This window comes from Stieleria sp. (assembly GCF_041595215.1).
Taxonomy (GTDB): Bacteria; Planctomycetota; Planctomycetia; order Pirellulales; family Pirellulaceae; genus Stieleria; species Stieleria magnilauensis.
In genome coordinates this window covers 6483-32558 of sequence record NZ_JBFHKV010000002.1, presented here as the reverse complement: position 1 = coordinate 32558, position 26076 = coordinate 6483, and the positions used below count along the sequence as shown (strand labels likewise).

The following is a 26076-nucleotide window of genomic DNA, read 5'->3' as shown; positions in this document are numbered from 1 at the left end:
GGTTATCGAATCCGGGATCGGTGAAGGTGGCCCGGCCGAGCGTGATGAACGCGCCTTCGACGGTCGTTTGATCCGGACCAGCGTCCAGCGTTGGCAGGACGTTGGTGACCAACACATTAAACGTATCCGAGACGGCCAAGCCGTCGTCGTCTTGGACGGTGACCGTGACGGTGTAGGTGCCGTTGTCGGCATAAGCGTGTGTGGCGTTGATCGTGCCGGTCGTTAAAACGCCTTCGCTGCCGGGAAGTTCGACGAGTGTGATGTCGCTGAGCGGTTCGCTGGTGCCGTCACCCCAATGGATGGTGGCTGCAAAGTTTTCCTGCGTGCCGCCGGCTGGGTTATCAAAGCCGGGATCGGTGAAGGTGGCTGGGCCGAGCGTGATGAACGCACCTTCATGGGGCGTTTGATCTGGACCGGCATCCAGTGTCGGCAGGGCATTAGCGACCGAAATCATTTCGGTTGTCAATGGAGAAACCCCGCCATCTTCATCGGACACACTCAGTTGGATCCGATAGTCTCCATCCTCGTTCGGCATAAAGCGGAAGGCCGACAGATCGGTCCCCGTCTCTGCAGCGAACACGGCGTCTCCATAAAAGACGGTCCAGTCGTATGTCAGCGTGTCATTGCTTCCCGGCCCGTGGCCAGTCTGCCGGTTATTGTGACCGAATGCCAATGACGACAAGGAGACCGGGATCGATCCCAAATTGAGGCCGACAAACTGGTCGCCTCCAGTGGCATCGATCCAGCTGTTTCCTCGGCTAAACAGGCCGTCGTTGACCGAGCTGGCAAGATGTCCGTCCAACGCGTCGGAGGCGAAACCGAGGGCTCCGGCCCCGCGTGCCGCCAGGTTATCTGCAGCGAACGTGCCTGCCTGTTCGGCAAACGCCAGCCCGCCGCCATTCAATTCCAGGCCGTCGAGCGCGACGGGTTCGGGTGCGTAGACTTCGATCTCGTCAATCGCGGTTCCGCCGGAAGCGCTGGTGGCCGGAACCAGGATGCGGACTGCCGTGACGTTTTCGATCGGTTCAAACTCGTACAGATTGCGCAACGGTCGCTGGGCGCTGGCCGTCGTATAGGTCACGCTGCCAATGGTTTTCCAATCGGATTCGCTTCCGGCGAGGGGATTTGACACGGTCGTGAATTGCAGCGTGTAGTTGCCCAGCGAGCGGTCGGTGTAAGCGGCTGCCTCACCTCCGTTGTCGCGGCCAAAGGCGATGCGGTTGATGGTTTGCGCCGAAGCCAGCACCACACCTGCCAGCGGTCCCGACGGACCCGCGGCGCCGTTGCCGATCCACGCATTCGAATTGCCGTATACACCGTCATTCAGTTTATTGATCGCGTGTTGCCCGCCTGGGTCCAGCTCGTCCAGCGCGAACGGGAGCGCACCATTGGCCGCCAGGGCGAGATTATCCGGCACACCGCCGTTGCCGTCATCGCCGCCGGTCTGGATACGCCGGACCGCCGAATAGACCTCGATCTCGTCAATGGCCGTGCCCCCGTCGAGTCCGGTGCGCGGAACCAAAATCCGCACGCCCGTGACGCTGGCCAGGGTATCGAATTCGTACAGATGGCGTTTCTGAGGATCGGTCGTGCTTGACGAGTAGCGGACAGTATCAATCGTCTGCCATTGAGCATCGGGCGTGGCGGCGTCAGGAGCGGGTGCCGTCGTGTACTGGATGGTGTAGGTTCCCTGCGATCGGTCGCGGAAGACCGTTGCTTCGCCGCCGTTGTCGCGACCAAAGGCGATCTGGCTGATCGACTCGGGCTGCGCCAGGCGAACCCCCACAAAGGCCCCCATGGTTCCTGTTTGGCCATTGCCGATCCAACTGTTGGAATTTCCGTACAGGCCATCGTTCACCGCGGCCAGCAGGTGGCCGAAGCTGGCACCTTCATCCAGGGCGAAGGGGACTGCGCCAGCGGCGGCCAGTGCCAGGTTCCGCGGTACGTAGCCACCGCTGGTGGTCCCCCCGGTCTCAATCAGCCGCATACCGGGGACCCGAACCGGTACCACGGCGCCGTGGTCGGCGTACAGTTCCAGTTCGTCGATCGCCGCGCCCTCGGGCACCATCAGCCGAATTCCGGTGGCGCTAACGGCGTCGAAATTGAAGCGGTGTCGAAGGTGCGAGAGAAAGGGGACTCCCACCAAGCCGTTCATATCGATCGTGCCGATGGAGATCCAGTCGCCGGCGGGGGTGTCGGCGGACGGATGGGGGACGATGGTGTATTGAACTTCGTACAGCCCGACAGTGCGGTCTGTGGCCATGCCAGCAGGGTCGCTGGCGGCAACCGTGATGATCACCGGCGTTCCCTCGACGGCGGCGGACGGAAGCTGGAGCGGTCCGACGACGGGCGCCAGGTTGTCGACGGTGACGGTTGCCCAACGCGTTACGGATCCGAACGCATTGACGGCCACCAGCCGCACCTCGTAGTCACCCTGGTCGTCCGGCGTGAATTCGAAGGAAGGCGACGCGGCCGTGAGCCACGGCCGTCCGTTTTTGGCGACACTCCATTGGTATTCAGGCAGACCTCCCAGCGGATTGAATGCCATCGCGCTGACCGCGATCGTCGTTCCCTCGAGCCCGCTCTGGGGTACCAGGAAGTCCGAGATCACGGGGGTGGCGGCCAGCACGTCGATCACGGCACTCCGCGTTGCCGAGCCGCCGTCTTCGTCATCTACGGTCAACTGCACGGCATACAGTCCTGCGATGGCAGGTGTAAAGCTGAATCGCGTCCCGCTACCGGTTGCCACTTCGACAGCCCCCCTGAGCACCCGCCAGGAAAACGTCAACGTGTCCGACGCACCTGCAGGGTCCGTCGCGGACGCCTCCATATGCACCGGGGTGTCGACATGCCGTGGGGAACTGATGGAATCAAGCGATGGGGAGGGAGCGACATTATTCACCTGAACGATTGCCGAGTTCACTGGAGTCGCGGCAAACGTGCCGTCCTCATCGGTGGCCGTGGCCGAAATTGGATGCACGGCTGGGCCATCCGCATAAACATGCGTCACGGACGGTGGATTTCCGACAATGGTTTCCGTCAGTCCATCGCCCCAATCGACCGTCCAGTACTGGATCGTGTCCGCACCGAGATCGCTGGACGAGAGGTTCAAGGTGTAGACGTCTCCTTCGAGCACATTCGCAGACCCCGCAAACGTCCGTTGTGGCGACACATTCCGAATCTCGATCGCGATCTGGTTGGTGGCGGCGTAGGTCCCGTCTTCGTCCGTGGCCGTGGCCGAGATCGTGTGACTGGCCAGACCGTCCCGGTAAACATGATCGACACTCGACGGATTGCCGGTGACAAACTGACTCTGTCCATCGCCCCACTGGATCACCCAGTGTTGAATCGCATCGTCGCCCGGATCGATGGCGGACAGCTGCAAGGTATAGGCCGCGCCCTCGTCGCTGCTTGCCGCGCCCGCCAGGGTGATCGTCGGTTTGACGTTGAGTACCTCCAGAGTCGTGGTTCGGATATCAACCGCGTCACTGCCGTCGGTGATCTGCAAGGCGATCGTACGGGTGGCGAAATGATCCGCGAACGTCACGTGGGAAACCGCCTGAGTGGAGGACAGGTCGGCATCAAAGGTAACGCCGTCGTAGTCAAGATCCCACGCGTATTGCACGATCCCGTTGCTGCCGAACGACTGGCCACCATCCAGTTGAATCTCGGTTCCTTCCACGGCGACATAAGGTCCACCGGGAGCTGCCGCGGGCGCCGAGGATTCGAAGGCACCTAAATCGGGCCGGGCGTCGCGAGTACGCCCGCGTTGATCGCGCGGCACGCTGGTAAGGTTTGTGCCGGCGTTGATGGCGACACTTCCCGGATTCAACGAATGGGTGGGCGTGTGGCCGCCATTGTCAGTCAATGTTCCCAGCCACGGATCCGCTGTGAAAAGGATCACACTGGACGGCACACCGCTGGAGCTTTCGATCAGATTGTAACCACCAGCGAACGTACCGCCAGCATTGACGACATCCATACCGCCTCGAGAATCTGCCACCACGCTGTTGGCGAGGATGAACTGGGAGTTGCTATGGCGTTGTTCGTTGTGGATCGCACCGCCTGCCAGTGGGGCGGACGGATCCGCGTTGGCGCTACCGCCCGCAACCACTTCGTTATCCGCCAACGTCGAGTGAACAAACTGGGCAAATCTTCCGTCCAGATTGGTTACGGCACCACCAAACCCTATCCCACCCTGAGCGACGAGCTGACCGGTATTCGGGTCGCGACCGCCTCCGCCGCCCACGGCAGCGTTAGCAGAGAAAGTGACGTTGGTGGCTAAGACGCTGTCGGTGCTGAAGAGCGCGCCACCCAGTCCGTCGCCCCCCTGACCGGCTTCGACGTTTGCGGCTGCGAAGCCGCCGTCACCGCCGACCGCACGGTTGCCGGTCAACGTTACGTTCTCCAGAACCAAGCCGTACCGATTGAGAATCGCGCCGCCGATCCCGTCGCCACCGTCTTGACCGGCGGTGCTGGCTTGAGTCCCGAGTGCCAAGCCGCCGGTCAGGGTCAGCTGACTGAGCGTCAGCACACCGCTGTCATCCACCAAGAACAACCGCATCGGATTAGCACTATCGGGGCGTGCGATGGTCAGGCCCGGTGTATGTTCGCCGGAAATCGTGACGGTATGGTCGATTAACAATGCCGAAGCTCCCTGCGTATGGTCGCCGACTTCGGTCAGCTCGATGGTTTGGCCGGACAGGCTGTCAGCGAACTCAATCCGCTTCTGACTTGTCCCGCCTGCGCTGATCGCCTCGCGGAGGCTCATGTACGGGTCCATGTTATTGATGGCGTCAAACGGCGTGTTAACGACGAAGTGGTCGTCATCGTTGAGGATGGTGCCGATCGCTTGTGGGGCCGGAAACACCGCATGCTGGGTGAAAATATGCGGACGAATATTTACGGCAAACGTCTCATCCAGTTCACCTTCCAGGTCGCCCAGCACGGGGATGCTGACGGTCATCGTATGCGATCCACCGCGCTGGAACGTTTTTACCGTGGGTGCCAGGCCGGTGTAATCACTGCCAGCGATTGCGGAGAGGTTGGCGGTTTCTACAACAAAACTGAAAGTTGACGTGTTGCGAGACCGGGTGATTGTGAAGTTGAGATTCGACTCGCCGTCATTGCCTTCGGTGACGTAGGCATCGGCGATGGTGACATCGGGAGCGGAAAATTCGTACGCACCGATGTCGGGCGCCGCATCGCGCAGTATGCCGCGCTGATCATAAACGTTCACGGCATCGCCGCTGGCGACGGGGTCGATGGCGGGACTTTCAGACAACAGCGCGTGGGTCATCGCGGGCCCGCCGTTGTGTTGCAGTGGCCCCAGCTTCGGGTCGGATGTCCGCGTCAGCCCGGCACGCGAGACGTCTGGCGAAAGGCTGCCGGCGAGGCTCGCGTATGCTGCAAAGTTACCTACATAAGCAATGTCGCTGCCTGCGGCTCCGCCGTTTGGCGCCCGATTGCCAGCGACGATCGTATTCTGCAAAAGCAGCAGGTATTCATAAACATTGGGGATGTCCGAAGAAACTCCCGCTCCAATCTCGGCTTGATTGTCAGTCACGGTGCTGGTGTAAAATTTCACCACGCCGTCACGGTTATAAACACCGCCGCCCTTGCTCCCACTTGTTCCGGCAGCGACGTTGTTCGAGAGGGTGGCATCGCTGAACAGCACACTGGCATCGCGGTCGACAAAAATGCCGCCACCGTACCCTATCCCATTGGTGCTCTCCACGCGATTGCCATGGAGCGTACTGCCAAAGAAGAAAACCAGGGCTTCGTTATAGATGGCGCCGCCGTACGCATCCGCCGTATTGCGGATCGTTCCTCCGGTGAGCGTGACGTATTGCAGCAAGAGTTGCGGAAACTGGGAACCGGTCCGGTCCACGAAAAAGTGACGCATCTCCGGCGCACTGTCGGGAATGGAGAGCACCACCTGATATCGAAAATCGCCGATGATCGATGCATTGCTACCGATCCGGATCGCCGAGTTGCCGTGCGACGTATCGCCAATGGTCGTCAGCTCGATTTGGATCACTCCGTCGGCGTCCGCGAGACTTGGATCGAAAGTAACCGCTCCGCCGCCAGCCTGCGATGCGTTCACCGCTTCGCGAAAAGTTGTCTTGCCATCGTTGGGGTCGGGCATGCCGTCTTCCTTCGTATCGACCAACGTGCCAGAGGGGATAACGCTGACGGTCCCAACTCGGCTGGTGGTGGCACCATCCGTATCGGTTACGATCAATTCGACATGGTAGTTGCCGAGCGACGCGGGAGTGAACTGGGCGTCTGGGGAATGGAGAATGATCGGTGCCGTACCGGTGGTTCCAGGCGGCGAAATGATCCAGCGATAGGTGAGTGCATCGACGTCCGTCGCCGAGGCTTCGAGGGAAACCTGCACCGACTGCAGGCCGAACTCTGGCATGGTGAAGCGGGTGATGTGGGGCGCTTGATTGACCACAACCAGGGTGGACTGTCGCGTGGCGATCGCACCGGCGTCGTCCGTCACCTCGATTCCGACGGTATATAGACCCTCGCGGACGGGCATGAAACTGAAGGACGTGCCCGCCCCCTTGAACGACTCCGGCCCAGTCACCGTCCATGCATAGGAGAGCTGATCATAAGCGCCGGGATCGTTGGCCGCTACATCGACGACGACCGTACTGCCCTCCGGTGCTTGGCCGGGGACGTTCCACGCAGTGAACTGGGCCGCCACATTGCCGACACTGATCGATGAGGTCTTGGTCGTCGACTGGTTCGTCGCAGCATTGGTTACCGTCAAGCTGACATCGTAATCGCCTTCGTTGTCGGGCGTGAAGGCGATCGTCGGGAACGCCGATCTGGCGATCACCGTGTTGTTTCGACGGACCGTCCAGGCGTAGTTCAGCGATGCGTTTTCTCCAGGGTCGACGGCGCTGGCCCCCAGGCTAATTGCAGTTCCTTCGCTGCCGGTGGAGGGAACCGCGAACGTCGTGATCCGCGGGGCATACGTTGGTGTACCAACGTGTCCCAACGCAAACGTATAATTGGTGTGGATGCCCAGCACGTTGGCTGTCGCGTTCAGCAGCACGTCACCGGAATCGATGAACAAGGACCCGGATGCGGAGGCAACGCTTCCGCAAAAGGCAAAAGCGTTCCCAAATACACTTCCCGAGAACTCCGGCTGATCGCTGCTGAGCGTCGCCGAGAAGCCTGCAACGAGCCCCCAACATTTGTCATTGGAGCGGAAATCCAGTTGTCCGTTTCCGCTCAGCCAGAAGTCCTCGTGGGAATCCAGGAAACCAAATAACTGCAGTTGGGCGAGCCCCAGAAAATCCATGGTGAGCGGATGCGACTGCGGAACGTTGATGCGAAACACGCCGTTGCTGACGCCGGCGGTCATGTTTCCTGTGGCATGGAACAGGCCAAGTAAGGTGACGTTGGCATTCTGCAAACGGACCTGCGCCGTGTTCGGTGCGATCCAGACGTTGTCCTGCCCAGGTTGCTGGAACTGCGTGGTGTTGATCGTCAGCCGGGTATCCGCCGAGATCTCGACTGCAGGGAGGTTGAAGTTCCGCGCCGCCAGCCCGACATCCAAGACCAAGCCGCCACCCTGTCCGGGCACGATCGCAGCGATCCCACTGACGACCACGGAAGTGCCAAAGAAGTCTTGCATGCGGGCCAGCGCATCGACCCGCAGGCGGCCAGCCTGAGCGATCATGGCAAATTGGCCGTCGAGGCTAAATCCGCCTGCGGACAAGGTACCGCCGGCCAGTACGTGGACGGTCTGCGGGGCAACCGTGACCGGTTGATTGTGAACCACCGAACCGTTGGTCGCGTTGACAGTAAAGCCCGTGAAGGTCTGCGCGCTAGCGGTGGAGTTTACCTCCAACTGGAAGGCTCCGTTGACGGTCACGCCGGCGACATTGATATTCGGCGCGCTCATCGCCAGCCCGCCGTAGATTCCCGCGTTGGTGACGTGCAGCGTACCGCCAGCTTGAAGCATCCCGAAGGCGCCCAGGTCGACATCGCCGTCAGCGGTGATCTGCAGCCTGCCGCCGGCGGTCTGCAGCAGGAAGTCGCCGTCGACCACAAAGTTGCCCGCCGTCAACCGACCATCGACATGGATGCGGCTTGTGTAAGCCGGGATCCCCAGACGCGTCACGCCGGTCGTATTGATTTCGAAGTCGACATCGCCGTCAATTGTGAAGCCCAGCCCCACCATCGTCGAGCCGCTGACAGCCTGTGCGTTCAGGTCGCCGTAGATGCCGGCGTCGTCCACGTTTAATTCACCATGGACGTCATAAACGGTGTTCAACAACTTCAGTTGACCGTCGATATTCAGCAGGAAGTCGCTCGGCGTCTTTTCCACTAGCAGGGTAAAGTCATCCAGCGAGATCAGGTCGGATGCCCCGCTCAGTCCCGGAATGGACAAATGCGGCACGGACGCGGAACCCTTGAAATTGGGAATCAGCACGGACGCGGCGTCCGTACCTTCCAGGAAACTAAACGGCTCCATCTCGAAATGGAATTGGGCATTGTCGACCAGTCCAGCGATATTTGTGGCCCCTTCGACCACCACTCCGCCATAACGTTTGGGACCTTCCGCTGTGGGATCGTCCAACCCGAAGCCCGGGGTGTAGACCCCAACAAAGATCTTGGAGTTGACGGCCTGCGTGACCGCCTCGAAGACTCCGTCGGGCAACCGCAGGCTGTCCGCTAACCAGTTTGCAAAGCTGCTGGTGTCCATCGAGCCTTCGAAGCCGGCCACAGGAAACGAAAGGGTGCCGAGGTCCGGGAAGGTGCCGTCGGTTAGAAAGCCGAAGGTCGTGGCGGGGTCACTGACTCCGGACACGGTTGACACCAGCGGCGAGGTCACGAGGTCATAAATCAGACGGTTTGCTTCGACTTCGCGGAAGCCGGTTTCCAATTCCGCCGTCAGTCCTGCCAGCCAGGGGATTTCCGTTGAGGCGTTGATCCCGTTGACCGTCGCCTCGATTCGCGTCGCGCCGAAATCCGTGCCCAGGACGCGCAAATCGCTGTAGCCATCGATATACGCCGCCCCCATGATCTGTTGGACTTTCTGCTCGAAGGTCGCACCGACACTCGCGGCGGTAACCGAGCGATCCCCCTCGAGATAATCGCCAAAGTTTAACAGGTTCCCCGGTGAAGGAAGAAAAACCTGCAGCTTGGCCCACTCGCTCTGCTGCGTCAGTCCGTTCGCAATCTGCGAAACGTAGCTCTGCACATCGGTGAACGTCTGATCGAGCCGGCCGAGGTCGATCGCTGGCGGCGACCAGTCGATGCATTGTTTTTCGCTATCGTCGCACTCGATCAGTCCGACCGGATCGATCAGCAGATCGGGCATCAGCAATTGGCCGGTAAGCAGGATGCCACCTGTCGTCACGAGGTTGTTGTATTGCTTGTAGGTGTTGACCGGGATCAGGTTCTCGGTGGTCGGAGAGCCACCCGGCACGGCACACGACGCATCGTTGAACAGATCGTCGGGATGCACGTTTTTCGCAACACACTCGGCGAGATCCGCATTCGGCTGACCATCCTTGTCTGGATCGAGGTTCACGACTCGGCTGGCAAACAGACTGTCCGAACGGATCGAGACATCTCCCTTGTCATCAAGTTGGGGGCCGAACATGAATCCCGAAACCTTGCCCAGATCGAAGCCAACGACCTTCATGGAACTGGCTAACAGCACTTCCCAACCGTCCAGTGGGTTGATCGAATTCAACAGCATCGTCGCCACGTCGGGCGAGTCGGTATCTGCGGGATCCTGGAGCCCACTGAGCAACGCGGTAATCAGTTCGTCGGGCAGGTCAAGCGTCGCGCCAATCGTGGTGCTGTCGGTGATTTTGATCTGCGGTGGCAACGCGGCGTACAGCGCCACCAGTTGGCCGAAACCGGGAAGAGCGACCCCCGCTCCCAGAACCAAGTCGCTGAGGCTGCCGTCGAATGTCAACGACACCTTGTCCTTGTTCACGATGACGTCGACGGCCGCAGTCGGTTTGCCCATCGGGGTGCCGAAGAATTGTGGCTGAATCCTGCCCGTGATCACCAGCGACGGATCAAACGCATCCCAGCCGGCGGCCAGTCCCGCGATGCCGGCATCCACAATGATGGGACCAAGCAACGCAAAGAACTCGCTCACATCTGCGGGTTCGATCTGCTGAATCAGCTCGGGCACGAACAGCGTGGCAATCCCCACGGCCTGGTCAAGCTGATTGGTTGTTAGGCCTTCAATCGCCGCGAAACTGGTCGGCAATATCGAGGGGATCGGGGGCGTCGACGTAGCGTCCCCAATCAGCCGTGCGGTGATCCAGTGGTTGTCGATGACTTGCTGGTCCTCGTTGTCCGCACTATCGACGGAACCATCGCTGACCGTGCCATCGGCATTGACGTCCAGGAGGATTTGGGACAGGGGCAGCGTATGATCCGCCTCGAGTGTCGCGGCCAACCCGTCCATTGCAAGGCTAATCTGATTCTGCAGCAACGGCAAACTTCCGCCAACGAACTGATCGACAAAGGTGCCGATGCCGACCAGGGGCATCTCGATGATCCCCTTGGTATCCAGGGTGGCGGTGAGAACTCCCTCGGCAGGAAACAAGAATCCCAAGGGGTTATTCCGAGCCGGCAAGGCAAATCCCAGGTCGAACCGGGGGACCAGCGGATTGGATAGATCAATCAAGGCCGCCCCATTGGTGATCGGGATGCCCAGGGCTTCGATACCGCCGGACAGCAGGAACTTCAGTCCGGAGTTCTCGCCTTGCAACGTCACATCCGCGGCCACGGTGACATTGCCGCTGACCAGACCTTGCGCGTACAGATTCGTAATCGTGCCGGTGGCGCTGAGCCGGAAGCCTTTGTCCCACGTCGCTTGCTGATTACGGATCGAATCGGTCAGCGTTTTGACGATCGTGGCGTCGGTGATTTTGGGCGGTGCGACAAAGGTTTCGGTCAACAGTTCCTCGGGCGAAGTCACCGACGGCAGCCCGTCCAGCCCGAACACGAAACCGACATCTTGGACCCCCAACACGAATCCGGTTTGGCCCAGCACAATCCCGCCCACGTCCAACGTGGCGATGAGCGGCCCGTACTGACTGACTCCGAGGTCGATACCGCCGCCGATGCCGCTATAGGAAAACTTGCCCTTGATCCGACCGTAGAAGGCGGTTTCCTCCGGCGTGCTGGGGTCGTCATCGGCATCCACTTTGACAACCCCCACCGCGAAGCCGCCCGCGATCTTGACGGGCCCCAGCTTGCCGCCGATGTCGAGCGAAACGCCCGACACGTCGACCAGTGGGAACTTCCCTTCGGCCAACAAACCGACATCGATGACGGCATCGCGGACAGAACCCGCCAACCTCAGCGACGCCAGATTAAAATCCACTGCCGCCGAAACAATCAGCTGGAAATCAGCCGGGTCGGCGGCAATGTCAGCCCATCGGATGCCGACCGCAGCGGACTTGAGCGGAATCCAGGACGGCCACTGCAGCGACGAAGCATCCGAGGTGCCGTCGGCGTTTTGTCCCAGCGAGAACTCCACGCCGAAGCCAGTCAGTGCCTTAAACGAACCATCGCCCAAAATCGCGAAATTCTGGCCTTCGCCACCGACCGTCAGCGGACCTGCGGTCAGTTGTGCGCCGATCGATCCGACATGCAGCACTTCTTCGTCGGCGGCCGCATCGGTATTCAGCCGCAGATCCTGTCCGGTCAGCGTCACGTAGCTGCCGAAATTCATTTGCAAAGTATCCACGTCGAAGATAAACGCGTCGACCAAGCCATCGGTGAAACCCAGAGCCAATCGAACGGCTTCGTCACCGGGATCTCCACCGTCACTGAGCGTGGCGGCGAAGGAGGTACCAGGCAACAGCGTGGCGCCGCCGGAAGCGACAAAGATCTCGCCGTCGAAGTCCAGGCTCTCGCCGAAGGTAACTCCGAAGTCCGAGATGCCGATACGAATGTCGTCCAGGCTCAGCAGGCCCGCCACCTTGATCGGTCCCTCGGCCACGACCGTCGCCGTCCCAAACGCGAATCCATCCTGCCGCACGGTCAAGCCTGGCACCACGGTCCCGTCCCCTCGCGTAAACGGCTCGATGCTGCCTCCCACATTAAACTTGGGAAAGGTCAGCGAAGCGGATTCAATCCGAACCAGTTCCTGATCGGCTGCACCCGCTGGGTCGTACTGCACGGTGATCCCCTCGGCATGGCTGTCTAGTACGCCCGGAATCTGCAGATCAAAAGCTCCGACATCAATGCGGAATGCACCGACGTCACCGACCTGCTCGCAGCTGGTCTGTTGGGTTACGCATTCCGAGAACGCCGGCACGTTCACGCTGACATCGAAGGTCCCTTTGACATCGCTGGCCACGACGGAGATCCCACTGCCGGACTGCGCCTCGGACGTCTCGCTCTCTTTCTTGCCGCCAAAGTTCAAGCCGGCTGTAGCCACGCCCAACGACACCGAGGCCGTCAGCGCGCCCTTGTTGAAACTGAAGTCTTTCAGCCCCAGCGTCGGCCCCTTGAAGATGATCGGCCCCAAGCCGAGGTTCGTGGCGGTGGTGGCTCGGCCGTCGCGAACCGTAAACGATTCGGTCTCTGTTTCGTTGCCGGCCCCCGTGTTGTCTCGCCAGGCATCCGCGGTGAAGGCGATCGCGACGGTTCCCGCCGTGAAGAGGTTGATCTCGTTGTTTGGATTTTTGTCCTCAAGGCGATAGCGATAGGTACCGCGGCCCAGGTATTTCGGTGTGCCAACCAACTCGGCGTCCGCCACGCCGGAACCGCTCAAAACAAATTCCGCCGTGTCGTCTATGATCGTCGACGCATCCAATCCCTGGCCACTGCGGTCCTGGAACGTGACGTCGATGTAGCCGTGGTTGTTGAGAATCGCCGCGTCAACGGTCGCACCGTTCAGCGGGCTGTCCAGGTTGCCGCGCGGAGCGTCCGGGTTGGTTGTCGGCGGGGACGACAACGTTGGCTCGGGTTCGGTCGGCCACTGCAAATCCAGCTCCGCGCCGACTCCCAGTAACGAGAATCCGGTCAGACGGGCGTCCAGAACCTTGAATCCGTCCTCGGGGCTGATGGAAAACTTCGTGGCTCCCTGCAGGTTGACCACTTCATCGTTGGTGTCGTCGCCATCAGCATTGTCCACTGTCAGTGACAATGAGGCACTGGGCACCGCCACCAGCAAGGCCCCCGAGGGGGTCTTGGAAATGTCCAGACTGCCGGACAAGTGGAAGAGATCCGCCACGCCCAAAGTGGCATTGGCGGTTAGCGACAGCGGCACGTCTTCGCTGAACTGCACGTCGACGGGAATCGTCTGACCGGGCTGCGACGCATCAGGAACCTGAATCAGTTCGTCCAAAACCAAACCGTTGCCCAGGTCGGTGGTCAAGCCGGTTGTATTGATCCGGATGCGTCCGCCACCGCTGGCGTCGATTCCCTCGAGCCCCACCAGGCCGAAACTGCCGCCGGTATCGAGGGCATAGCCTGACGAAAGCGTCAGGGGCGCCGCCGGATCGGTTTGATTCACCAACGTGTGCAGCACCAGCCCCAGTCGCGCATCGGTCACCGCGACGCCGATTGCATCCGGATTGTCAATCGTCTGCGCAGGATCGTGGGGGTCCGGGATCTCCAACGGGCCAAGACCCGCAAACGCCTTACCAGCCGCACCGATCAGGATTTTGGTCGTTTCCAATTGAGTTGCCTCGTCCAGGGTCGACGACTTCGTGATGCGGAAGCCTCCTTCGAGCGAAACAAACTCGTCACCGCTGCCTTGATCAAAGATCACTAGCGAGGCGGCTCCGGCGATGGCATGCGTATTGCCCGCAAAATTTAAGCTGACTTCGTAATGCTCGGGGTTCGTTTGCGGGTCCGCGGGCCGCGACGGATCGAACTGCGGATTGCGGATCAGAATGACTTCGTTCTGTGCGGTACCTGTATTATTGAAGGCGGCTGCCAGCGAACCGTTCAATTCGAGCCCGGCAACACCGATCAGGGATCCCGTGCCGGCAATGTCGAAGGCGAAGCCCGAGCCGTTGGGCAAGGCCACCGGCGTCTGGGGATCCGTGACGTCGGTTTTCTTGACCATCAGCAAGCCAAAATGGGCGTCGTCCACCAGGGCCCCAACGGCGTCTGGATTGATGATCCGTTGATCGGGATTCTGGGGGTCTGCGATCTTTGCCGGGCCCGCGCCGATAAACGCTTCGAACGGCGCCACGCCCAGCAACGTCTTCACGGTGCGAATGTGGTTGGCATCCGTCGTGGTGGTGATTTCAAAACTGATCCCTTCGAGTTCAATTTCCGGAGCCGCCAGCACCGTCTGGACCGCCCGCGAGGTATCCAGATCCAGAATGATGTGATCGAAATGGAGGGTCGTATCCAATTCGGGCAGGTCGAGGTCTCCGGCGTTGAGACGCGCTTGGATGTCGAAATCGAGATCCGTCTCGACCTTCAACTTAGCGGCCACGCCCAATTGAGAAATGCTGGTGATGCCAAGACGACCGTTCGTGCCACCGGTCAGGTCGACGCCGAACGAACCAAAGATGCCGCTCGGCAGGCCATCGTCGCGCGCCGCGCCAGCGGAATTGACGGCGTCGACGGGAACGTCCGCAATTTCAATTTCGAATGCCCCCAAACGGCCCGTGAAGCTTGCCCCTTGCAGCGTGGCATCCAGCGTCAACAGAAATTCGTCACCGGTCGCACTGCTGCCGCTGGTATCCAGATAGAACCCGTCGCTGACGCTGAAACCAAAACCAAAAGCGAACAGATAATCCATCTTCACGTTGAGGGGCGAATCCAGTTCCAAGTCCAGCCCCGGCAGCGACGATTCGAAGTTCAGATCCAGTGTCTTGTTGAATACATTGCCCGCGATCAAGACGTTGAACTGAATATGGTCTGCGTCGAGGACGAGTTGAATGTCGTCGGGACTTTGCACGGGGACGTAGATGTAATCGCCCGTGGCGGCATCGAGCTGTTCGACCACCAGGAAATCTCCCGCCAGGTCGAAAAGCCCCTGTTGAATGATTTCGATCGTGCTTTGGCCGGCGGCGATCCCTGGGGCCAGCAGGGAATGCAATCCGGTTTGCGGCGTGAGCGGATCGTCATCGCCAACAATCACATCTCGCAGTTGATCGATGAAACCGCCCGCGTCCTGGACGGCGTCGTCCAGCAATGGCAGGTCGAGTTCTGCGAATGTCGCGTCCAGGCTGTTCTTGGCGCCGTCGAAAATCGCGTTCAATCCAGTGACAATCGCTTGCGGATCATTCAGGATCACCGCCAGATCGAACATGTTGGCCAGGTTGGGCGTGACAATTTGGATATCTTTCAAGCCGTTCAGGTCGAGGCCAGCTTGCACGTGCAGCACATTGTCGGCGTAACCATCGGCGTTGCGATCGTCGGTCGTGCCGCTCAACGGAAGTTCGGGCGTGGGAAAAAAGATCGGCAGATCGATGACTGTGTTCCCCGAAGCCGTGAACTCCAGCGCCGAGAGGAGTTCGGTCGAAGTATGCCGATTGTCGCCGGCGCTGTCGTCGGCCAGTCCCACGCGAGATCGCAGGCTGATCCGGGCGTCCGCATCGTCAATGACCAGCCCAACTTTGCCGATCGCTGGCACGTTGATGGTAGCGGTAAAGTCCAGGGGGCTGGCATTGCTGATGTCCAGTCCTAAAGTCACACCGGTATCGTCGGTTACGAAAAATACCGGACTCAGTGGATTGCTGACGTCAAAGCCAAATCCCAGTTCGAAGCGGCCAAAGGCGTCCACGTCGACGTCCCCCCCGCCACTAACGTCAACTTGAAACACGCCCCCTTCGCCGATCATGTCTTTGACTTCCTGCGGCACTGCGGTCGACGCGATCAGATCCTGCAGGTCCAATTGTACGGGAATCTGAGTCGTCAGAAGCTTCTCGAACTGCAGGTTGACCGAGAGCACCGAATCCTTTGTCGAGATCCCGATGAATCGGTTGGTTTCATACGTGGCCAGCCGATCGCGGTCGGCTGCCAGCGCCGTCAACGACGTCGGCGTGACGATGGCGGCGGCGATTTCCAGATCTTCGGAGTTGGCATCCAGCCCATGATTGTTCAACCGATTGAGCGATTCGCTTAGTACGAGATCCGAGTGGAGCAACACGGCCCGTTGATTTGTCAATTGATTGAAGGCGACGGAATCTGCCGACGCAACGGTGATGGCGGCATCGGTGGCACGACCGTCCAGTCCGATGGCATCCAGGCGATGCGCAGCCTGTTGCATCGCGAGCGAACGCCCGGCAACTAGGTCGCGATCCGCGATCAGCGCCGCGATGGCGGCTGTTTGATCGAGCGCCGTTTCAATCTGCGTGTTGGAGGCATCGTCGGCCAGGCCTAGGGATGCGAGAAAATTGTGAGCCAGGTTTTTGGCGAATTCGAGAGCATCCGTCCGTGCAATCAGATCGCGAGCTTGCTTGGCTTCTGTCACTTCGGCGGAATTGTCGAGCAACGCTTCGATGTCGGCGTTGCTGGATTGCGCGGTCAGGCCGATCGAATTTAGGTTTGCCAGACTGGCAATGAAATCTGGATCCGCCGCCAGCGAGTCTCGGTCCGCATGAAGCTCAGCGAGTTGCGCCGCGTTGACCAGGGTCAAGGCGATCTGTTCGTCGGTCGAATCTTTATCCAGCCCCAGGGCGGTGAGTGCAACATCCGACGCCGCGAAATCGCGATCCGCTTGAAGGTCGGCGTAGGCGGTGGCGTGATTGACATTAGCCAATGCCAACACCAGTTCGTCGTCCGTGGAACTTCCATTTAGATCGGCGCGGACCGCCACCAGATTGTTGAACGCACTTTCGACCGTTGCTTGGTTGCCCAAGTTCAAGCCCAGTCCCAACGCGGTATTGAATTCGAAATTGAGGCTGCGTTCCAGGCCCTGCAGGTCGCTCGCGCTGGCTCGCACATTGGCAATCGCCGTCTGCAGATTAGCGGCCAGATCGGTTCCCGCACCGAGCAACTCGTTCAAACTCTGGTTAACAACGGGCAGCTTCTGGTTTGCAATGCCGTCCAGGTCGATCAGGTCCGTCAAGCTGTTACTGATGCCGTCGAGAATTCCGTCCAACGAGACGTTCTTCAGCGTGAACAGATTTTGCAGGTTGTCCGTTTCCAAATTGGTTGCGATGCTGGCGAAGAAATCAGACAACGAGAAGTCTTCAGGAAGGCTCTGTTGCGAATTATTCAGCAAGCTTGCGGGCGGCAGCGTGTCGGACAGGGCAACGACCGAGAAGGATTCGAATGAATCCAATTGGTCGTTTTGGGCTACAGGCAAGCTGAGCTGCGAAGCGACGGTATTGAAGGCGGTACGAATCCGAGCCGGTTCATTCTGAATTTCGGCAGGCGCCCCGGTGACGGTAATGGGCAAGTCGATCTCATAGCTGCTCGTATCGGGCATTCGAGGCAAGCTGATCAGGCTTCCCCCCGGGTCGTTGCGCAGATTGGTTGCCGTCAAACGGCCCGAAGTGCCGAACCCAATATCGACGTTGAAACGAAGTACGCCGTCATTGACCGAGAGGGCGACGGGGCCCGCTTGCAATGACAGATCCAGAGGATGCTCGTGGTCCAGCGACACACTGGCGACCAGCGTAGGGGATTCGATAAAGAACAAGCCGGTCGCATCGATGCCAAACCCAAAATCGAAGTAAACGCCGGCCTCCAACTTTAAAAGCTCAGACTGGGTCACCTTGATGCCCAGATCGCCTAACACACTGTTTAGAAAATCAAGATTGACATCCAACGACGAAGTCGTCAGGTCCAGCCTCGCCCGCAGTTCGCGTGGATTCGTCGAAGAACTTGCGTAGACGCCGTCGAGTGCTGTCAAATCCGAACTATTCAAGCGGTTGGCCGTAAATTCAGCGGCAATGGCCGTGCGGACGGTGTCATTGATCTTGCTCGTGAGTTGGCCGCCGGTGAGATTCCACAGGTCACTAAGTGGTTGCGCTAGAAACGGAATTACCGGGATGCTGGAAACCACTTCCTGAAGTTTGGTCTCGAAGTTGCCCGACCAAGTGCGGGCGGCGGCGAGCCCCTCGAGCAGGGTTTCCTGCTCGGCGTCTGACCAAGTCGCGTCTTTGGTGATCGTGCCGCTGCGAAGTACGATCCGGTCAAACGCCCCATAGACGGTAAGGATGTGCGGCTGCGCATGAATATCCGTCGTTGTGATGGTAGTGCTGAAGCCGTTGGAATTCACGTCAACAGGCGTCGAGACGGCTGAGAAATCGAGCGTATCACGGCCACCGCCGGATGCGACCACTGCAGTTCCCCAACCATCCTGAAACACAAACGACTCATCGCTCGTCGAGCCAACCAACACGTCGTTACTGCCCGTGGAGACGTAGCGTTCAATGTTCTGGATGGTGGTGACTGTGTCGACGCCGTTGATTGCAGTTAGGCTCTGACCAACCGCCACATAAGCTGTTCCGGAGGTTGTCGAACCGGACGTCTCGGTAACCAGATAGTCGAACGATTCAACACCGGCGAATGATGTTGCGGGTCTGTAAACAAGCTTCTTCAAAGTCGAATCGAAAGAAACACTTCCGCCTTGGTCTGGCGTAGACAGCGAGGTTATCGTTGCGCCGGCGTTCAACTGCGAGCCGGTCAGCAGGAGGTCAAGAGGGTTGGCCGTTGAATCGACTTCGACCTGAAACACCTCTCGCAAGAGCGGATTGGTCTTAGCGCCGGCCAGCGAGCCCGTGAAGGCAATGGACTGTCCGTCCAAGAGCGACATCGAAACCGGAGCAGCGCTTTCGAGGACCAGCGTGTCCTGCCCTGATCCACCGTCGATGGAATCACTTCCGCCACCGCCAATCAAAATATTGTCCAGCAAATTGCCACGCAACACGTCGTCTTTACTGCTGCCGATCACGTTGCTGCCGTCTTGCACCGCAAGATCTCGGATGCCAGGTACGGGGCCACTAAATCCTGTTTCCAGGAGGCGGGTTAAGATGTCATCGACACCACCGAACCGCGTGCCCCCGACCCCTTCGGCGCGGCCAAAAACAAACTTCTTGGCGAGACTTCCCAAGATGGGGACGTCCACAAGTGCCGACAACTCGGCGCTGCCGAGATTGACGTTGATTCCCTCGGTGTCGCCAGTGTTGCGATACGCGGAATAGTCCAGCGTCAGCGACCCCTCGGCGCTTAGGATGCCCTGTAATTCCCCACCGTTGACGAAGCGGACCGTGTTCTGCTTGGTACCTCCAATGATGTTCTCGATGTCCGTGGCGACCGCAATGTTGCCCAGCAGATTGATGCCGAGCAAATTCTCAAGATCCTTGAAAGCATTCGGAAGATCGAAGGCGCTGAGTGCCTTGGAGAGCGATTCAGAAAGGAAGCCGTCGCTGACCACCACGACATTGCTGCCGACCGAAATCGCATCGAGACCGAGCGACACGCCGCCGCGTTGTTCCAGCGACGCGAACAAGGAAACCAGATATTCGATGTTCGAAGTATCCACTTGAAAAATGGTGAACTGCAGGTCACGATCGACCTCTGAAAAGTCGAGCGTGTCCGCAAATTCGACCGTACCGCCGCCGAGTTTGATGTCCGGCAACTCGAAAATTCCGGCGATCCCCCAGGTGTCCGCGACAAACTTGTAAGTGTCTGGACCAAACCAGCCCGCCATCAAATGAAGCCCGGGTTCAAATTCACTGGTCCCGCTGCCGATGGTGAAGGTGTCATCACCAAACGACGCGTAGGGCGAGAAGCGAAATTCCGGACTGCTGCCTGAGACGACATTCACGCCGCGTCCTAGGACCACCGCGTTGACATTGCTGATGTTGCCTGGCACAAACCCCGTGACATAGGGCTTAACCAGATCGGTCTTGCCACCGAGAACGTTACCGAGTCCCGGAACGTTGATGTTTGAAATCCCGGCGGCCAACTCCTTCGAATACGATTCGAAATCGGTTAGCTGAGTGACCGTCAAACGCGGAATCGACAATGACGGGGCCAGCAGTGACAACGCTCTGAGGTCGACGAGGCCACGTGAATAATCGATGGTGTTTTGCACCAATATTCCCGAGCCGGGAAAGCTCCCGTTAAGCGTGTTGTTCAGAACCGCGCGTGCCGTTCCCCCTTTGCCTGTCACCGCTCCGGCGCCGCCAATCAGCTTGCCTTTATACTGCAGGCCGTTGGTTCGCAAGTTGGCAATCAACTCAGCGGTCTTTCCAGAGGTGACGGCATTCACTACCGCTGCCGGCGAAAGCTGTGAAGGAAAGAACGTGTTCTTTTCACGACCGGCGTAGATGGTTGTATTGGCATCGGTATGCGTAATGCGAATGCGGTCTTTAACAATCCGCGGGCTCAACGAAACTAGTTTCTCGATGACAACCGATGTGACGCCGGTTAGTGGATCGGTTTCGAAACTGAAGGCGAGCTCTTCGCTGACGGCACGGAAGTCGAAGGTCAGATTCTTGCCGGCCTTGACCGCAGCTTCGGTATTGAGGACCAGCGTACGCGTCTTGTTCACGAGCGGAACCAAGCTGAGGTGGACGTCGACGCTACCGTCGCTGCCCCAGTCGTTACCGAACAGAAAAGTGTTATCAGCGGTGGCCGCGACAATCTCTTCAATATGATAAAGCTGCTTCAAATCTTGACCGGGAACTAACGCGGCCAGTTCCCCCGTCAGACCGGGCACCTTCTTAACCTCCACGCCAACCGTCAGAGTATTGACAGCAGACGGCTGCCGAATCTGAATCAGCGCGGGGGCCAGGTACGTTTTACCGTCACGCATGACCGTGCTTCCGTCCTGCGTCACAGAGAGTTTCAACCGTTTCGCAAGAATGCCTTCCAATGCGACGGTGACAAAGCTGCTAATGTTGGTTGGCTGGCCGTTGGACCGGTTGATGGCGATCTTTAGTGCGTTGCGAATATCGGTTGCCAACGCCGAAAGTGTTTTGTTGTTATCAAGCTCCTTTTTGGTGACGGTGACCAAGTATTCATCGGAACCACTCCCCCGATCCACCACTAGGACAAACTCGACGTCAGCGGACAGCTTGCCTGCGAAAATGTTTCCAATATCCAATTGGTTAACGACGCGAGTTAGCACGGCCGCCTGATTGAGGCCCGTTTTCAAAGACTTGCCATTGAAGTGCACCTCAAAGGCTGCGGCAATCTCCGCCGAAGCGTTCGTAATCTCCTGCGAAGTGGGTGCCGCTCCCACGACATTTACCTCGTGGTTGCCAACGTTTGTTTGGCCGGAGGTGAAGCCAAGCAAGGGAATCCGGACAGTCCCCGTGGAATCCGACGAACCTTGAAGTTTTTCCTGCGGTTTTTCCAGCGGAAACGAACCGCCGTCGGCAAACGTTCCCGAGAGCAACCGGTCGTCGCTGAGGATGTGAGTGATCGGCGAGGCAATCGCGGAAAAATCGATCGTATCGTTCTTGCCACCGCTCTTCTCTTCTACGACGATGTCGTGACCCCAATCAGGGGTGATCACATAGGTGTCATCATCCTTGCCGCCGACAAGAGTGTCGTTGCCTGGACCGCCATTCAATCGATCCTTCCCGGCGCCACCATCGAGGGTGTCGTTACCGGCGCCGCCCAGCAGTTGATCGTTCCCGCCCTCGCCCTTCAGCTTGTCGTTACCATCCCCACCGTCAAGCACGTCATTTCCGAGTCCGCCGAGCAGCTGGTCATTACCCGCTTCACCTTGTAGCAGGTCGTCGCCTCCGAGCCCGCTCAGCTGATCGTTGCCGGCGCCAGCGATTAGAATGTCAGCAGATGGGCCGCCCGTAAGCACATCGTCCGTGGCCGTCCCTTCCAGACGACCGCTGCCGACGACTGTGATGTCATCCGCCACGAAAACGAAGTTGTCGTGGTCGCCGCCGTTGATCGCTGTAATATGGCTGACGGAATCTCCGCCGCGCCCAATCCCGGTTGCGGACGCCGTCGCCAGATTCAGCGTTGCGGCGATGAAATCGATGTCTTTCGGTACCAGGGGTTGAATCGCTTGACTCGGATTGACAAACGTCACGGTCCAGGGCTGCTGCGCGCCAGGGCCGGTTCCCGAGACTTCGACATCCGTCAGGTTTGTTAGTTTCTCCAGCTCGACTTCAATCACATCCGAGAAGGCATTGGCGGCAATGGGGGCCGTCATCTGTCCGCCATAAAACAAGCGAAAGGTACCGCTGGTCGCATTGTGAGAGATCCGCTGCACGGTGGCGGATTCCATCGTCACGTCAACGTTTCCGCCGTGAAACTGGAGTAACGCGTCGTTAACGGTAATGGTGGGAATGGTGTGGCTAGGAGAGATGAACGTAATTTCCCAAGGAGCGGTCACCGTCCCTTTTCCAGTGACTTCGACATCGCTGATGCCGGGCAGGCTTTCGAGTCGGGATTCGATGGTGGCAGCGCCCGCGTGATGATCGATCGCTGCGCTCGTTGCCCCGCCCGCGGACAGGCGGAACTGCCCGGCGACGGCATCGTTCCACAACGTTCGCACTTCCTGCACCGGAGTTGAGGCAGTGGACGTTCTGACAACCGAAATATCACCTCCCACTCCGGACTGGGAGAGCTTGGAAAGGTCGAGCGACCCGTCAGGAAACACGACTGTCCAAGGAGTTGCTGCGGCTCCGGTGCCGGTGACGTGAACTGCGGAGACCGTGGTCAGTGCTTGCAAGCTGGCTCGCACGGCGGACGCCGTCGCGTTGTAGGCGATCGCTGCGGTGGTCTCTCCGTCATAGGTCAACGTGAAGGTTCCCAGCACGGCGTCGTGGGACAGTGTGAGCTGCGGCGACTGCTGGATGATCGCGTTCACGTTCGACACGTCGCTGCTTGCAAGTAGCTCGACGGTCGTCAGAGACTCTGGGAATGTAATCACCAGCGGGTCTCGCTCCGAGCCTGCACCGGTGATCTGAATTTGTACGCTATTGACGGCAAGCTCCTGCACCTGCTCCAAGGCGTCCTTAACGTCCGAGATCAACTTGTTAACACCGGCAGTGGCATTGAGGTCAAAATCAATCGTCCCTGCCTGGTTGCCGCCATACGTCAACTGAAACGTTCCCTGTGTTGACTGGAAACGAACTTCCTGAACGCGGTTGTCCAGCTGCGCAGGCTGTATGTCGGCCTGTGCAAGTAACGCAGCGGAGCTGATGGTCAGGGGGTGCACGACTTGACTGGCAACCGGAAAGTAAACTAGCAGCGAGTTCTCTTGCCCGCCGTCGCCGCTGACAATTGCCGTCAGGTTCAATGTGGCCAGTGCGGCCTGAACCTGTTCCGCGACAGACGTGTTGCCGGCCACCGCGATGGCGCCGGTTTCCTGGCCGTTGTGGGTTAGCGTGAACGTGCCGTCATATGCGGGGATCGTGATTTGCTGGAAACGCGACGAGGTTTCGGTGCCGACCTTTAGCAGCGCCGGTTCACGCACCAGACCGCTGGTATGCAGGTCAGGGTGGCTGGCGGGCGGCGTCGTGAATTCGATGGCCCACGGATCGGCGGTCGTGCCGGTCCCGCTGATCTGGGCATCTCTGTCAAAGGCCCGATCGAGTTCCTCGGCCAGCTCAGCTGCCTGCGCAGTCGTTGGGATCGGGTCGGTCGATTTTCCGTCGTAGGTCAGAACGAACAGTCCTTGCGCAGCACCATTGCGAGCGACCTCGAATGTGGCATCACCCGTTCGCGAGACGCTGAGGGTCGCGCCGGTTTGGGGAATCAGCAACTTGCGACCATCCACTGACAGATCGCCGGCACCTTGGTTAGGGGCGACCAGAGTAACGATCCAGGGATTCGCCTCGGTGCCGGTGCCGGTGACCGCAACTTCCTGAATTCCAGGAAGTGCCTGCAGACGTTGCTGCACGACATTGGTTGCCGCGTTATAGGGAATGGGTGACGTGGTCCGCCCACCCAGTGTGATGGTGAAGGTGCCGCCTGCCACCAAGTTCGAATGGGAAATGGTGAAAACGTCGCTCGTATTTGACGTCCCGACCTTGGTGGCCGTGAAGTAACTTTGTGGAGCGACCGATTGAGATTGGTCCGTCAGGTTGACGTGAACGGGCTGACCGAATCGAGCGTAGTCAAGCAGGTTGGTGCCGAAACTTCCATCCGCTTTGGGCGTACCGCCAACCAGCCGTCCAGGCAGAAAGGCACCGGCTTCGAATTGAAAGTGGTTGTCGCCACGTCCACCCACAAGGTCGTGAATGTTATACGCGACGACCTGATGATCATCGCCGTCTACGACGGTGACCTTGTTGAAATTGCCCGGTTGGCTCGCCTTCGAAACCGTGACCGTCAGGTTGGTCGATTCGGCGACCTGAGAAAAATCTAGGATATTGTGAATCCCCTGCGGGTTCTCCACCGCAAAGTCACGAGACCAATCGTTGGAAAACAAGAACCAGTTTTCCCCCGCGCCACCGATAATCTTCTTGATGTGTTGTGCACCCGCATCCGCGTGATCACGGTCGACGATCGCGCTATCGGTTCCGTCGCCCACGGTGACACCGCTGTCCGCCGTGTCGTCCGATGCGCGAATGCTGAAGGCCAGATCGTTGGTCACCTGTTGAAAGTCGAGGACGTCGATTTCGTCCGGACCCGCGGCGACAATCGTATCAATGCCCCAGTGATTGGCGAACACGTAGGTGTCCGACTCCAAGCCGCCGTCCAACGCATCGTTGCCTGGCCCGCCATGAAGGATGTCCTTTCCGAGTCCTCCTGCCAATGTGTCGGCCCCTCCGCCACCCATCATCCGATCGTCGCCGCCGCTGCCTCCGAGTACATCATCTTCGTCGCCGCCAACAAGTTGATCGTTGTCAAACCCGCCGACGATCTGTTCGAAACCGATCATGCCCCCTGTGATTCCGGTCGCCGTGTGCTGGACACCAGAAAGATCAACGGAGACCTCGACCGTCCAGGGCTTGGCTCCGCTGAAATCCAGGATGTCGGTACCCAGGCCGCCATCGAGCGAGCCGACCAGACTCGCGCCCTTGGCAACGACAAACCGATCATTGCCGGGCCCAGCGACCAGATTTTCGATACTCGTCGCTTTCATCACCACGGTATCAGTGGCGCCGCGGATCTCGGCCTGGTTCGTCCCATTGATCAGGAAACGATGCCCCTGTGTGGACGCCACGCTCAAAGTGTCCTGGCCCCCTTTTCCGTCAAAGGAAATCGGATATTCGTTGCTCCAGCTTGCATCGATCACAAGGCGATCGTCGATACCGTCTGTACCGGTGACCTTGATCATGTCGAGCGCGGCGGGCACCGTTTGCGATTGGGAAACGGTGCCAGCTTGAACTAATTCGATGTTGGCGCCATTCTGACGGAGGGTGGCTTCGCTGCCGCTGGTATTCAACTTAAATTCGAGCGAGGCGGCGAGCAGGTTGCGAGCTTCTAGCCGTTCAAAGGTCCCCTGTCGCAAACCACGTTTCGCTTTCCTTTGCTTTTTGTTTCGGCGCCAGAACTCACGAAGATTGGCACGCGACATACTCTATTTCCCTAAAGATATTGCGGCAAATAAATGGTCGCAATGGTTTTGTTGCAGAATGATCAGGTCGCTCGGCAACCTGTCTTTTAGAAGACCATACACAAAACCCCTCCCCCCGGTGGCTAATAAAGTGTCTTTTTTGGATTTTCTCTCAATGTTGGGAAAATCGCGACGATGCCATCGCATCGGGGGCTATTCGTTTGATGGTTACAGGCGCAAAATTGAATTGCAATCGATGCGACTGAGGGGCAAATGTGGTAGTCTATAGATGCGTGTGTCTCAGTGTCGAATAGGAGCAACGTGCCCGCAGATCGCTAGTGCAAGGTTTTGAAGTTTGATTTTTCAAGGATCCCTTGCGTCCTGGTTCGCTTTGTTAAACGCAGTTACGCGACGCGATCGAGCATCATGCCGCTCCAGACAACTTGCGACTTCTCTCTCGCAAAGCGTAAAATCAAGAGGGTGTGCAAAGCCGGCAGGTAGAATTGGTTGGGTGAAATCCCATTAGCCGCTGGGACACTAGCCTGGGCTGAACGTTAGAGCCGTGACCAGGGCCCAAACGGCGAATAAACCGAAAGAACTTATACCTAATTGCTTAGATCGTGTGGTTAATGGCGCCAAACGAACGAGGCTAGAGCCAACGAGATGACGAG

1 protein-coding gene is annotated in these 26076 nt (G+C 59.0%); it reads right to left on the bottom strand.

Translation table 11 applies throughout. The features are described from left to right. A partial coding sequence (locus tag ABX749_RS00185) for a choice-of-anchor Q domain-containing protein (RefSeq protein ID WP_372894242.1) occupies positions 1 to 25426 on the bottom strand: 25426 nt, incomplete at its 3' end. Positions 25427 to 26076 lie beyond the last annotated feature (650 nt).